This is a genomic window from Gardnerella swidsinskii, assembly GCF_023277705.1.
Lineage (GTDB): Bacteria > Actinomycetota > Actinomycetes > Actinomycetales > Bifidobacteriaceae > Bifidobacterium > Bifidobacterium swidsinskii.
This window is the reverse complement of record NZ_CP083176.1, coordinates 1-14,242: the sequence shown is the minus strand read 5'-3', so window position 1 is coordinate 14,242 and position 14,242 is coordinate 1. Positions and strand designations below refer to the sequence as shown.

Genomic DNA, 14,242 nt, shown 5'->3' with positions numbered 1-14,242 from the left:
TATATCTAAGCAAAGAACAAGCTCAGCGTGTGGCGAGTAACTTTCTTCCCAAATCAAGCGTAATTCCGTCAAGCAAACCATGCTCACTTGCAACAAACGTATCCAAAACCCCACCGTGATCCTCATACGCAGCTTTTGCTAATCTCTCCAACACGCGACTCCAAATAACTGCTCCACCGCCAACAACATCCACACGCCCTGGGTGAATCGTCGCATACGTGCGCCTGCAGTCCTTAGGCATACGCAAAAATCGATTATTAACAGCGTAGGCCTGCTCTAACCCAATACGCACACCATCGACAGCAGTATGATCATAATGCTGCAATCCCATAGTCAAAGCAGCCATAGTTGTCACAGTTCCAGAAACGCCAATAATAGTACGAGCTCGCCCTGCAGGGACAACTTTGAAAGCGTCATCAATATGCTTGTCAATATCTTCAATCGCAGCTTGAATTTCCTCTTCAGTAGGAGGATCAGTATGCAAATGCCTTTCCGTCATTCTAACGGAACCAACATTCATGGAGTACGCCGCAGAAACCTTGTGCGTTGGCAAGCAGTCCCCATCCCCTCCAAGCACTAACTCAGTAGAACCTCCACCTAAATCAACTACGAGATACGGTGGCTGCAACTCATCGCGAGACACAACGCTTGTTGCACCAAGGAAGCTAAGAGCTGCCTCTTCAGTACCACTAATAACTTCAGGACGAACACCAAGCTCATCAATCATCATTTGTTCAAAAATCTCACGATTTTCAGCATCTCGTGTAGCTGAAGTTGCCACAAAACGAATCGCATCAACTGGATGTTCTTTCAAAACTTGCGCAAATTCGTGCGCAGCCTCCCTCACTCGTTCCAAAGCGTCATCTGCGAAACGATGAGTTTCGTCAATTCCCTGACCTAGTCTAACGACGCGAAGCATACGAGGCACAATATCTTTCATTCCATGCTCAGAAACTTGCGCAATTTTTAGTCGAATAGAATTCGTACCACAGTCAATTGCGGCAACCTGTACTGTTTTTTCTGCACAAGTAGTCGTGTCACTTTTCACAGCTTCGCCCTCTGCAGTTTTATCTTTTGCAATCGTTTCGTCTTCCACAACAACTTCCGTTTCAGTAGCATATGCATCATCGCTCCACGGAGTAGTACAGCGGCACACGCTAGGATCAAACTCATCTTTAATGCGCTCTAACACCATATCACCAATAGGATTTACACCTTTGCCCATTACCAATGTTTGCGCAAGCAAAGCATGCAAGCATTTAACACGAACTGGCATTCCACCAGCGCTCATCTGACTAATATGCTCTTCACTATCCCCCAAAGACACAGCTAATTCATGACGGAATTCCAAATAATACTTATGCGCACGCTCATATTGTTTCTTCAGATCTTCGTCCGATTGCAATAGCTCGTTATATTCTCGCATAATACCGTCTGCTTCTACGCGAGACACCGCTTTTACAGCTTCAGGACAGGTAAGGTAGCATGTAGTTGGGAATGGTGTGCCATCTTCTAAACATGGTCTAGTAATAACAGCAAGAGGTCTACCACAAACGCAACGCGCACCAACAGCTACCATTCCTCTAGGGAATCTTCCAAGTTGCTTTTCAACAATTGTACGCTCAGCATCACTTGCAGGTGTAGTAAATAAACGTTTCACAGCTTCTTCTGGAATATATTTCTTATTACTGTTCTGCATTTTATCTGAACTTTCTTGGCTGCTAGCCATGCGTTTCTACTCCTGTTAAAGCTGTTTTACAAATAAATAATCTTTTACTTTATCAGTTTATATGTTATAAGGATGGCACAGTATCTGGTTTGTCTGCTTTATGTATTGCATACATTAAGTCACTATACCAAGGCAAGACTGAATGAGTCTTAGTTTCGCTATTTTCTTGAGCAAATTCATTCGGAACTTTTCCAGTTACTGCTTCAGGATGCTCTACGCGAACAGCCTGCTCACCGGGAAAAATAAAACCGAGACGATCTCTAGCTTGAGCGGTAACGTATGCTTTGTCTTTCCATCGGTCAATATTATTATCCAACGTACGTTTTTGTTCACGTAAATCACTTTCTTCACGCTGAAGTGCATGAAGCTCAGATAAGCTTAACGCATAATTTCTAACTGTTGAAATGCACTCAATTGAACCAACAGTAACTACAAAAACCATAAATAAAAACACAAGTGGTCCTGAAAGTAGTCGACGCTGTTGCAATGGTGCTACATCTTCACCTAATGCTGTTTTACGACGCTTTTTCATAACCATACTCTCTAAATTACTTGATGTATTCGACGTGAAAACATCATACATTCCGCTAGTATCTTACGCGCTTTTAGATGCAAAATGCTGTTGTGCCACATTTACAGTCACGCTACATTTACAGTAACTCACATTTATTCGTTATTAAAATTAAAAAAACTGACGAACAAAACTGCAAAAAAATATTCAAATTTTTCTACTTAAACCAGTAATTTCTATTAATAACATCGATCATTTCAACTAATTGCTTTGTTTCTGCAATATCATGAGCACGTATTACACGTCCACCAGCCATAAACATCGCTGTTTCTGCAACTAAAGTGACAGGCAAACGATCTTCTTTATCTAAATTAAAAAGCTTCTTACCAAAGCCTTTTCTAGAAATCGCAACCAGTATTGGTCGACCAAAACGATGCAATTGATTAATATTGCGCATCATTGCATAATCTTGTTCACCATCAGCAACCTTTGCATAGCCAATTCCTTGATCAAGAATAATCCTATTTAAGTCAACTCCTCCATCAACAAGCATTTTTAAATTATCGCTAAAGAATTGACACATAACCTTTGTTAAATTGTCATATTCTGTATCTCTATTGCTATGCATTGTTACTAATCCAACGTTAGAATCTGCCATAAGCTTTACTTTTTCTGGAGAATCAAACGCACGAACATCATTTATAATATCTACGCCAGCTTCAATTGCAGCTTCCATTACAGGTAACTTGTAAGTGTCTACTGCTACAGCAATTTGAGGATAATTTTTGTGAATATACTTAATAGCAGGCATAACGCGACTTATTTCCTCTTCTGGAGTAATTTCTAAATAACCGCCAGGTTTTGTAGTTTGACCGCCTACTTCTATAACATCAGCACCAGCTTCAACTATTTCTTTAATATGGCTATTTACTTCGTCTTCACTTTGGTACTTGCCGCCATCATAGAATGAGTCAGGAGTAATATTCAAAATCGCGTAAACTATCGGCTTGTCAAGTGTATCAAAGCAGAATCGCCCTGCATTCCACACAATTGCTTTTTGCTTTAATAGCGAGCGCAAACTTGCAAGTAATTCTTGATCTTCGTACCATGCTTTTTCGCACTCTTGCATAAAAGGTTTAAGAGCAATAAGCGGCAAAATGAAGTCAATAGAAGACTCGGAAACTTTGATAGCTGTATCAAAATGATCGAGAAAATCAGCTACTTTGCTTAAATCGTTTTCGCTAATATTTTCCCACGTGCATAAAATTTTTTGATTTACACAAAGATCCTGCAGCAACGCTATATCTGCAATACTTTTAGAAGACGCATTCTCCAAATCGCTTTCAATAATTCGCATTTGTATTCTTTCTTTCTAAAACCTCATATTTAAAACTAAATTTATATTCCAAACTAATTAAAAACTTCGCTACTTTCAATAATATTAATCCAATTAGTGTCGCTAGTTTTATTAAGCTTATCTTGGATGAGCTCATGATAATTAGCATCGTCTGCGCTTATTTCAAGCAAAGGAACTAATACGAATCTGCGATTATCTCTTTCTTTGTGCGGAATCGTAAGATTTTCACTTTTTATAGTTTGACCACCAAAATCAATAATATCTAAATCGATTGTTCGAGGACCCCAACGAACTATGCGCTTTCTGTGAAGACGCTGTTCAATATCATGAATAAAATCAAGCAATTCAAAAGCTGTTAAATCAGTGTCCAAGCGTAAAGCAATGTTATAAAAACTGTCTTGCACTACGTCACCAACTGGTTCAGTTTCATACACTGAAGAAACGATAATATTGCTTATATGCGAATTTTGCTTCAATAGCGAAACAGCTTGACGCAAATTAAGTAATCTATCACCTATATTACTTCCAACACTTATGTATGCACTAGAAATCATATTTCCCCCAAAAAAAATAATTCAATTTATAGTTAAAAGTATATATCATGAACAGTTAGGACTAGCCAACTTTATAAATTCAAATAATAAATAAGCTAATATCAAAAATTTTTATAACAAAAATGTCGCTGTAAATTCAATACTCTTGAAGAGCAATCAAACCTACAACGACATTTTTCAATACGCTTTTATCTAAAATCTGTAAAATATTTTAGATTCAAAAGTAGTATTTTTTAGTTATTTTATTTTTGACTTATCTATTTTGCTTGAGCTTTACTCAAAATTGTATCTGCAGAATGTTGCAATTTTTGCAACTCTTCTTGAGTCAAATCAAGCTGGCATTGCTTAACAATTCCTTCTCTACCAACAATTGCTGGGTAAGAAAGATAAGAATGGTATTCTTCGCGATAGTTTGAAACAGGCATTTGCTCTTTAGAATCCGAAAGAACTGCATCCACTAAACGAACTGCAGCAGCAGCAATACCGTAGTTTGTGTACTTCTTTCCGTAGAACACAGTAAAACCGCCTTCGCGAGTTTCCTCATCAATAACGTCTAAATCCATGTTCTTTTCTTTAATAAGCTCTGTTATAGGCTGCTCAAAGACCTTAACAGTAGACCACGCAACGAATTGCGAATCACCGTGCTCTCCTAAGCTATATCCCTTAACAGCCTTTGGATGCACGCCAAAGAACTTGCCTACTGCACGATGCAAGCGCGCAGAATCAAGCAAAGTGCCAGTTCCAATAATCTTTTCGTAAGGAAGACCAGTAGCTTCCTTGTAAAGCTGGCAAATAGCGTCGCAAGGATTTGTTATGTCGATTAAAACACCGTGGAATCCAGAAGCCTTAATCTTTGCACCAACTTCTGCAACTTCCTTACGATTATACTTAAGCTCTGCAAAACGATCTGGATGAGGAACGTCTAAAAGCTTTATATGACCCAAGGCGCTTACGATTACCTCTACGTCTTTTAATGCTTCATAATCATTAACCGTAATATTAACGTTAAAAGGCACATTATCCATTGAATCTTCAAAATCCAATGCGTCGGCATTCACCTTTGCCTCATTAGTATCATAAAGATACAAATCATCAGCGTGACCGCCAACAACAAGTTGATGCGCTACTGCTGCACCAACGTTTCCCATGCCTATAACTGCTACTTTTCTCATATGAAACATCTCCTTCCGTTTTTAGTTTTCCATAAAAAATAGCACTATTTTGATGAGAATAAAAGTAATGTTAGAAAAATTTATATATTTTTTCAAAAAATCGCTAAAATATACGAAAAACGGTCAGCCGTAAACACGACTGACCGTTAAAACTCAAAGACTCAAGAAGCCACTAAGTTACTTAAAACTAAAAGTTACTTCATATACTTCTTGCAAGCCTTGAATGCGCTGTAACCAGCATACTGAGCGGTAGAACCAAGCTCTTCCTCAATCTCAAGCAAGCGGTTGTACTTAGCAATACGCTCGCCACGAGCAGGAGCACCAGTCTTGATTTGGCCAGTGTTCTTAGCAACAGCAAGATCAGAAATGGTGGTATCTGGAGTCTCGCCAGAACGATGGGAAACCATAGAAGTGAAGCCGTTCTTAGTTGCAAGCTCAATAGCGTCGAGGGTTTCGGTGACGGAACCAATCTGGTTCAACTTCACGAGCAAGGAGTTAGCTGCACCAAGCTCAATACCCTTAGCCAAACGCTTTGGATTGGTGACAAGCAAGTCATCGCCAACGAACTGCAAACGATCACCAAGACGCTTGGTGATTTCTGCCCAATCATCCCATCCTTCTTCCTGGAATGGATCTTCAATGGAAACGATTGGATACTCGTTGATGAGCTTCTCGTAGTAATCAAGCATGTAAGCAGATTCGCGCTCTTCGCCATCGAAACGATACTTACCAGTTTCCTTGTTGTAGAACTCAGAGGAAGCAACGTCAAGAGAAATACCAATCTGCTTGCCTGGCTCGTAGCCAGCGGCTGCGATTGCATCCATGATGTACTTCAAGGAATCCTCATTGGACTTCATCTTTGGAGCGAAGCCACCTTCGTCGCCAAGACCAGTAGCCAAGCCTTCCTTCTTCAAAACATTCTTCAAGGTGTGATAAACCTCAACACCAGCGCGCAAAGCATCGCTGTAGGTTGCGAAACCGTATGGAGAAATCATGTATTCCTGAATATCGGTTGCAAAATCAGCGTGAGCACCACCGTTCATGATGTTCATGTTTGGAACTGGAAGAATGTGACCATTGGTGCCGCCAATGTAGCGGTACAACGGAAGCTGAGCAGACTCAGCAGCGGCGTAGAGAGCAGCGAGGGAAACGCCGAGAATTGCGTTAGCACCAAGCTTGCCCTTGTTTGGCGTGCCATCAAGCTCGATCATCGTCTCATCAAGAGCGCGCTGATCGGTGGCATCCATGCCAATAACCTTAGGAGCGATTACTTCGTTGACAGCCTTAACAGCTTCCAACGTGCCCTTGCCCTGATAACGGGACTTGTCGCCATCGCGACGCTCCCAAGCTTCTGCTTCACCAGTAGAAGCACCAGAAGGCACTAAACCAATACCCTGAGCGCCATCTTCGGTCTCCAAATAAACCTGAACAGTAGGATTTCCACGAGAATCCAAAATTTCGCGTGCATATACGCTTTCAATAGCTGCCACAACTACTCCTTTATACCTATGGGTTGTGATGACTCTTTTAAGACTAGTGCGTTTTATGGACGTTATATTGAGTACCAGCGTATTTATGCCGTGAACGTTCACAATATTTTGATTCAACTCGAGTCATATGAGCCAATTGTATATTTTTAAGCAATATTGTTTATAAATATCGATTTAAAATATACTTGTCCATACCCTTAAGTGATAATGACCTCAGACACGGGGTGCGCAACTACATCGTGCCAAACAACAATACATATAGTGTTGCGCTGAGAATACACTCGTTGAACCTGATATAGCTAAAACTATCGAAGGGATTGTCGCATGACTTACAGTTCGCCTAATAAAGCGAAGAACATATTGAAGATTGCATTTAAAGCGGTATCTTCATGTAAAGTGTGGATTTCAACTATCCTCATTTTGGTTTTGTGGTTTTTCACAACTCTTTCTCCAACCGAAGACCGTTCTTTGCCATCCCCATATGAAGTAATACAAGCTTTTATTGATTTAAACAACGAAGGCATATTATTAAAATCCTTAGGAATAAGTATTTTACGAGTTCTTTTAGGACTTTTGTTAGGAATTATTTTTGCTGTTCCAGCAGGAATACTTGCAGGAGGCAGTAAGCTTGGCAATATTGTAGTTGATAAACCAAGCCACATGTTGAGGTCAATTCCATTCCCGGCTTTAGCTCCAATATTAATAATTTTCCTCGGAATAGATGAAACGATGAAAATAGCACTTATAGCTGTTGGCGTTTTTGGACCTATGTACGTTAATATTCGCGACGGAGTTCGTAATATTGATTCAAAACTTCTTGAATTAGCGCAGGTTTATCACGTTAAAAAATCTACTATTTTTATATCTATTTTGCTTCGCGGCACACTTCCAAGTTTTATGACAGGTTTGCGATTTGCAATATCTGTAGCATGGGTTGCATTAGTGACTTGCGAAACAGTTAATTCTTCTATTGGAATTGGATACATTCTTTCAAGAGCACAAGAATTCTTTAGACCAGATCAAATGATGGCATGCGTTATTATGTACGCAATTGCAGGTCTTGGATCTGAGCTTACTGCAAACATATTAGAGTATCTTCTTATACCTGAACGCAGATTAAATAAAAAATCACGCCAATAATCTAGTAATATCAACATTTTTCTAAAGTTAACTACTTTTTAAAATGCATTAAATTGCTTTTTAAGAATTAGTCAATATTTAGATTCAACAACCAAATAACAACAACCAAACAAACAACAGATAAACAAAACAACAAACAAAACAACAAACAAAAGGAGCTGTATATCATGGCCAATTTAAAAATGCGATTTTCTAAAAAGAGCATTATTGCATTAATCTGCGCTGCTTGTGCAACTGTATCTCTTGCAGCTTGCGGAAGCTCACAAAAATCATCAAACGCTTCTTCAAAAGAAGATGCTGGAACTATGAGAGTTGCTTATCTTTCTACAGCAAATTATCTAACTACTTTGAAAAATGAGAAATTCCTTCAAGAAGAATTTGGAAAATCTAAAGTAACTTACACTGGTCCTTACACTCCAGTTGACGGTCTTACTGCTGTGATGAGCGGAAATGCAGATGCTACAACTACTGGAACTGGACGCTTCATTGATTTGATTGCTGAAGGACAGCCATGGGTAGCTTTTGCGCTCGAATATTACAATGGTGATTCTCAAGGAATCGTTGCATCCGCAAAAAGCGGAGTGAAAACACTAAAAGACTTATATGGTAAGAAAGTTGCTATTATTCACAACGGTGACACTGGCGATTACATGCTTCACCGCGCATTTGATAAAAGCGGTTTAGACGTTTCTAAAGTTAACAAAGTTGAGATGAGCCCTAAGAACTTCCAGGCAGCATTTACTTCTGGACAGATTGACGCAATTTCCTCATTCGATCAGAATCTTGCTGCAGCAATGACAACTCCAGGCGCAAAATTGCTTGTAAATGCTAAAAAGTACGGCAATATGAACGTTACTATTCACATTGTTTCTAAGAGCTTTGCCAAAAAGCATCCAGATCTTGTTAAGAAGATGTACAAGGCTCTTGTTCGCGAAGCAGAAAAGTCTCATAAAGAAAACAATGTTATTGGAAACGCTTACAAGCAGCTCGGAGCAAGCGAAACTATTATTAAGCAAATTGAAAAGTTTGACAATCCAACTATTCGTCCAATCGATGAAAAAGGTTTGAAAATGATGGAAACTCAGGCCAAAGAATACGTGAAATATGGTTTAATTAAGCAAGCTCCAAAGAATTTGAAAGATTCTGTAATGGATTGCACAAAGTAAATTAATTCATTTATCCATAAAACACATATTCATAAAAAACAAAATAAAATATCAAAATAAAATAATATATAACTGATTAATCAAAATTAAAACAAAGTTATATAACAAGATTATATAAACATGATTTAAAGCAACGCAGTAGGAGTAAATATGAACACTCAAATAGAAGAAAACTATGAGACTAAAGATAACTCTTACTGCGTTACTCTAGAACATATTGGCGTGACTTTTAAAAATAACGCTAAAATATTACGAGATATAAATCTAAATATTAAAAAAGGCGAATTCGTATCTCTAATAGGACGCTCAGGATGCGGAAAAACCACTCTTCTTAAAGTTATTTCAGGATTAATCAAACCTGATTCTGGAACAATAAACGTCACACAACATCAAGCAATAGGTTTCCAAGATGCAAGATTAATACCATGGCTAACAGTAAGTAAGAACGTAGTTTTCGGCATGCAAGGAAACAAATCAGAACTAAAATCTATTGCAGAAAAAGCTCTTAACGATATGCAACTTAATAATTATGGTTCGAAATGGCCATCAGAACTTTCAGGTGGTCAAGCCCAACGAGTCTCATTAGCTAGAGCTTTAGTTCATAATCCTGAATTACTACTTTTAGACGAGCCTTTCGGAGCATTAGACGCTTTAACTCGTTTAGACATGCAAGATTTGCTTGATAATCTAAGGCAAAAACATGGCTGGACCACGATAATGGTCACGCACGATATTTCCGAAGCAGTAAGACTTTCTGACAGAATTCTTATGATCAAAGACGGAATTATTGAGAAAAACTGGAATATTGATCGAAGCCAACTTGATGCACAAAAGCGTCCAAATAATCACGTTGAAATAGAAGACGAACTACGCATGGCATTGCAATAAATATTTTTAACACTTATATTGCAACAGATATTACAAATCACCACGCTAAGTCTTCAAGTAATTGCTTAGACCACTTAAGAATATCTGATTCACTCATTGAACCAGACCCGAGTGAAGATTCAAAAGGAGCTGGAACAATAAGCATATGAGTAAGAGGACGATACTGCAATCCTCTATAAATACGCTTCAAACGCATCATCACAGACTCTTTTGGATCGATGCCAACAACTCGTACTGATTTTCCTTGAGAGCTGATTTGCGTAATACCAATCTCGCGTGCTTTAAAACGCAAACGAGCAACATCACACAAAGACTCAAACTCTTCAGGCGGATTACCAAAGCGATCAAGAAGCTCATCGTGAAGTTCTTGCAAATCACTATTATCCTTAGCAGCAGCAAGCTTCCTGTACGCTTCCAAACGAAGCTTGTCAGAAGCAATATAATCAACTGGAAGAGAAGCTTCAACGGGAAGATCAATAGTTACGCAAACAGGCTCAACTCTTTCAGGTTCCTTATATTTTTCAACAGCTTCAGAAACCATACGAACATACAAATCAAATCCAACACCCTCAATGTGTCCACTTTGCTCATCTCCAAGCAAATTTCCAGTTCCGCGCAATTCCAAATCTTTCATCGCAACATCAAAACCAGAACCAAGCGCAGTATGCTGAGCAATTGTTGAGAGCCTATCGTGAGATTGTTGTGTCATAGACTTAGACGGATCATACAAAAAGTAAGCGTAAGCACGCTCATGACCTCTACCTACTCGACCACGAAGCTGATGCAACTGGCTTAAACCGAATCTATCTGCGTGATCGACAATAAGTGTATTCGCATTAGAAATATCAAGACCTGTTTCAATAATCGTCGTACAAACAAGCACATCAATATCTCTATGCCAAAAATCACGAATAACAGCATCGAGCTGCTTCTCGCCCATTTTTCCATGAGCAATAGCAACACGGACATCTGGCACAAGCTCCTGAATCTTACTTGCAACAGAACTAATATCTTCAACGCGATTATGGACGTAAAAAACTTGACCCCCACGCAACAATTCACGCTTAATGCACGCAGCAACTTGAGAATTATCATACGCACCAACGTATGTAAGCACTGGAAGCCTATCTTCTGGAGGAGTTGCAAGAGTAGACATTTCACGAATACCAGTTACAGCCATTTCAAGAGTTCTAGGAATTGGCGTTGCTGAAAGACTTAATACGTCAACGTTTGTGCGCAAAGCTTTAAGCGTTTCCTTATGTTCCACACCAAAACGCTGCTCTTCGTCAATAATAACCAAACCTAAATCTTTGAACTTTATACTAGGATTCAAAAGCTTATGCGTTCCAATAACAACGTCAATGCTTCCATCTTGCAATCCAGCTAAAGTTTCTTCAATCTCTTTAGAAGTTTGGAATCTACTCATTGCAGCAACTTTTACAGGGAATCCTTCAAAACGATTTATAAAAGTCTCGTAATGCTGTTGAACAAGCAAGGTCGTTGGAACTAAAACAACAACTTGCTTGGAATCCTGCACAGCTTTAAAAGCTGCACGTAACGCAATTTCAGTTTTACCAAAACCAACATCTCCACAAATTAAGCGATCCATTGGGATTGGGTTTTCCATATCTGCTTTTACTTCGTCAATAGTTGTAAGCTGATCAGCAGTTTCTTGATAAGGAAATGCGTCTTCCAACTCTTTTTGCCAAGGAGTATCTTTACTAAACGCAAATCCGCGAGATTGCTGCCTTGCTGAATAAAGTTTAATAAGATTTTCAGCAATTTCATGAACATGCTTTTTAGCTTTTGCTTTAGTTTGAGCCCAGTCAGAACCTCCGAGCTTGTTAAGCTTTGGTATTTCTGCACCTATATATTTACTCACTAAATCAAGCTGATCAGTTGGAATAAAAAGCTTATCGTTAGGAGCGTTACGTTTGCTAGGAGCATATTCAATGACTAAATATTCGCGCGTTGCACTACCACCCGAAACAGCAATATTACGTTGCTTCATGCCGACAAAACGTCCAATACCATGCTGCTCGTGCACAACGAAATCACCAGGCTTTAGTTCCATTAGGTCGATTGCTTTGCGCCTGCGTCTTGGAGTTTTTAGTTGAGCTGATGCAGAAGATTTACCTGTCAGATCACGCTCTGTAAGAATCGCAATACGCGCAGCATTGTCAATGAAGCCATCCGAAATACTTGAGCGCACTGTAGTAAATTCATGTACACCAGTCGCATATATAGCGCGCCTCAAGCGTGCAAGAGTACCAGAAGCCGCTGCAGTAATAGTTACAGCAAAACCATTGTCAACAAGAGAAGTGATGCCGCCAGAAACTTTCGATTCATCTCCTCGAAACTCTTGTGGCGCCGATGCTGGCAAAGCAATATTTCCATAAATTTGATTGTCAACACCAAAAGATGTTAATTTCCATACGTCATGATTAGACAATTCTAACGATGAAATCGTTTCATCAAAATCCAAGAAATTAGCTTGATCGAATGTTATTGGAGCTCCAGAACCGTGTCCAGAAGCAGCAACATGCCAACTAGCTGCTAAGAATTCGTTAGCTGTAGCAGTTACGTCATCTGCAGCTCTACGGCATTTTTCGGGATCAGATAGAATAATAACAGATTCCTTCGGAAGCATATTTTGCACTGATTCCATGCGATCCACTAGTGCTGGCAACAAAGACTCCATACCTTCTACAGGTATAGAATTTGCGATTGATTCAAGCATATCGTCAGCATTTGGAATTGCACCAATAAGAGAACGCGCACGCTTGCAAATTTTTTCTGTAATCTGAAGCTCACGGCAAGGCGTAGCCCAAATACTTGCAATATTATTGCCATAAGTACGCTGATCAGAAGCATGAAATTGCTTTATAGTATCAATTTCATCACCAAAAAATTCAATTCTCACAGGATGCGTCATCGTTGGCGCAAAAACGTCAATAATTCCACCACGAACAGCAAACTCTCCACGTTCCATAACCAAATCAACACGAGTATATGCGTTTTCTACCAAACGTTTCACAGCATATTCAAGAGTTAATTCTTTTCCGCACTCAAATAACAGAGGATCTATATCACCAATGCCTTCAACTATAGGCTGAATAAGCGATCGCACAGGCATAACCAACACGCGAATCGGACCAAAAAGTGATGTGTTATTTTCAGGATGGCAAAGCCTACGGAACACTGCAATCCTGCTAGCAACAGTATCTGCCCTAGGCGAAAGCCTTTCATGAGGTAACGTTTCCCACGCTTCTAATTTAGCAACGTCTTGAGCATCACCATCGTACCAATCACGCACAGACGCAATAAAATCTTCAGCATCTCTACTCGATGGAACAATAACAACAACTGGCTTTTTCTTAGCTAATGCAGCAACAATAGCAGAACGAATTCCAATAGGAGAAGAAATTGTTAAATCTTCACTTATTGAATCTAAATCTTTACGATTTTTATTTGCACTTTCGCAACAATAATCAGATATCACATCAAGATCATATTCAGATAAAGCTTTAAAAAGTGAGTCCTTAGTTGATAAATCATTAAGAATATCTCTCAAGCTTATTACTGAAATATCATCAGTCTTATCATTCTTGTTATTTTTGATATTAGACCTGCTATCAGCGGCCATTAAACTTCTCCTGCGTTGCTACTAATCCATGGAAAATAATACTTTCTGCAGCATCAGCACCATCTGCTAAAAAGTTTGGAAGATCGGATTTTTGAGCTGCAGCAAAACCTCCAAGAACCCAATTGACTGTATTATCGTGCGCGTGAGCACCACGCTGCGCATGACCAACACCCATTCTCACTCGAGAATATTGAGGAGTACCAAGAGAGCGATCGATAGAACGAATACCGTTATGTCCTCCCGCAGAGCCTCCTGCTTTTACTTTAATACGCCCAAAATCTAAATCCATATCATCATGAATTATCACAATATGATCTGGTTCTATTTGATAATAGGAGCTTATAGAAGATACTGCAGCACCAGAATCATTCATAAAAGTCAACGGTTTAGCAAGGAAAAACTTTGCTACGCGACCATCAAGATTCATAACACCTTTGCCAAGTTTAGCTAAACCTTTGTGATCTGAAAGAGATACTGACCAACGTTGTGCCAAAACGTCTGCAACCATAAAACCCATGTTGTGTCGAGTACCCTCATATTTTGTACCAGGATTTCCCAAGCCAGCAATAAGCCAAAAATCCGATGCCAT

General features: G+C 39.4%; 11 protein-coding genes and 1 riboswitch. Of the genes, 3 read left to right on the top strand and 8 right to left on the bottom strand.

What is annotated here, in order from left to right:
• Nucleotides 1–22 precede the first annotated feature (22 nt).
• The 6 genes from K9E37_RS00055 to eno all read right to left on the bottom strand — a co-directional run bounded on the left by K9E37_RS00055 (nt 23) and on the right by eno (nt 6,813).
• Complete coding sequence (locus K9E37_RS00055; RefSeq protein ID WP_248893575.1) at nt 23–1,699, bottom strand: DUF501 domain-containing protein; 1,677 nt, start codon at nt 1,697–1,699, stop codon at nt 23–25.
• Nucleotides 1,700–1,793: 94 nt separating this feature from the next.
• Entirely contained in the window at nt 1,794–2,267 is a 474-nt protein-coding gene (locus K9E37_RS00050) for an FtsB family cell division protein (RefSeq protein WP_012914095.1), read from the bottom strand.
• Between the two features lie 190 nt (nt 2,268–2,457).
• Nucleotides 2,458–3,597: a dihydropteroate synthase gene (folP, locus tag K9E37_RS00045; RefSeq protein ID WP_248893295.1), complete on the bottom strand. Its 1,140-nt coding sequence runs from the start codon at nt 3,595–3,597 to the stop codon at nt 2,458–2,460.
• 53 nt (nt 3,598–3,650) lie between these two features.
• Nucleotides 3,651–4,151, bottom strand: a complete 501-nt coding sequence (folK, locus tag K9E37_RS00040; RefSeq protein WP_004119382.1) for a 2-amino-4-hydroxy-6-hydroxymethyldihydropteridine diphosphokinase — start codon at nt 4,149–4,151, stop codon at nt 3,651–3,653.
• Nucleotides 4,152–4,408: 257 nt separating this feature from the next.
• On the bottom strand, nt 4,409–5,323 hold the full coding sequence (locus K9E37_RS00035) for an L-lactate dehydrogenase (protein WP_248893293.1): 915 nt from the start codon (nt 5,321–5,323) through the stop codon (nt 4,409–4,411).
• 194 nt (nt 5,324–5,517) lie between these two features.
• Nucleotides 5,518–6,813 carry a phosphopyruvate hydratase gene (gene eno / locus K9E37_RS00030; protein ID WP_004111411.1) on the bottom strand — a complete coding sequence of 432 codons (1,296 nt, stop codon included), beginning with the start codon at nt 6,811–6,813 and terminating at the stop codon, nt 5,518–5,520.
• A 210-nt stretch (nt 6,814–7,023) separates the two neighbouring features.
• Nucleotides 7,024–7,148, top strand: a riboswitch (TPP riboswitch).
• On the opposite strand from eno, the gene K9E37_RS00025 reads away from it, so the two are divergent.
• The 3 genes from K9E37_RS00025 to K9E37_RS00015 all read left to right on the top strand — a co-directional run bounded on the left by K9E37_RS00025 (nt 7,138) and on the right by K9E37_RS00015 (nt 10,007).
• Nucleotides 7,138–7,953 (top strand): ABC transporter permease, encoded by an 816-nt coding sequence (locus K9E37_RS00025; protein WP_004111408.1) that lies wholly within the window; start codon nt 7,138–7,140, stop codon nt 7,951–7,953. Its footprint overlaps the riboswitch before it by 11 nt.
• A 167-nt stretch (nt 7,954–8,120) precedes the next feature.
• A complete protein-coding gene (locus tag K9E37_RS00020; RefSeq protein WP_103013993.1) occupies nt 8,121–9,119 on the top strand; it encodes an ABC transporter substrate-binding protein in 999 nt (332 codons plus the stop codon).
• Nucleotides 9,120–9,269: 150 nt separating this feature from the next.
• Nucleotides 9,270–10,007, top strand: coding sequence for an ABC transporter ATP-binding protein (locus tag K9E37_RS00015; protein WP_012914090.1), 738 nt, complete (start codon nt 9,270–9,272; stop codon nt 10,005–10,007).
• Nucleotides 10,008–10,044: 37 nt separating this feature from the next.
• Here the strand turns inward: K9E37_RS00015 and mfd are convergent, their stop codons facing one another.
• A complete protein-coding gene (gene mfd / locus K9E37_RS00010; RefSeq protein ID WP_248893290.1) occupies nt 10,045–13,653 on the bottom strand; it encodes a transcription-repair coupling factor in 3,609 nt (1,202 codons plus the stop codon).
• The gene (gene pth / locus K9E37_RS00005; protein WP_103013991.1) at nt 13,643–14,242 is read right to left on the bottom strand and encodes an aminoacyl-tRNA hydrolase; all 600 of its coding nucleotides are present in this window, start codon (nt 14,240–14,242) and stop codon (nt 13,643–13,645) included. Before pth ends, mfd begins: the two co-directional genes overlap by 11 nt.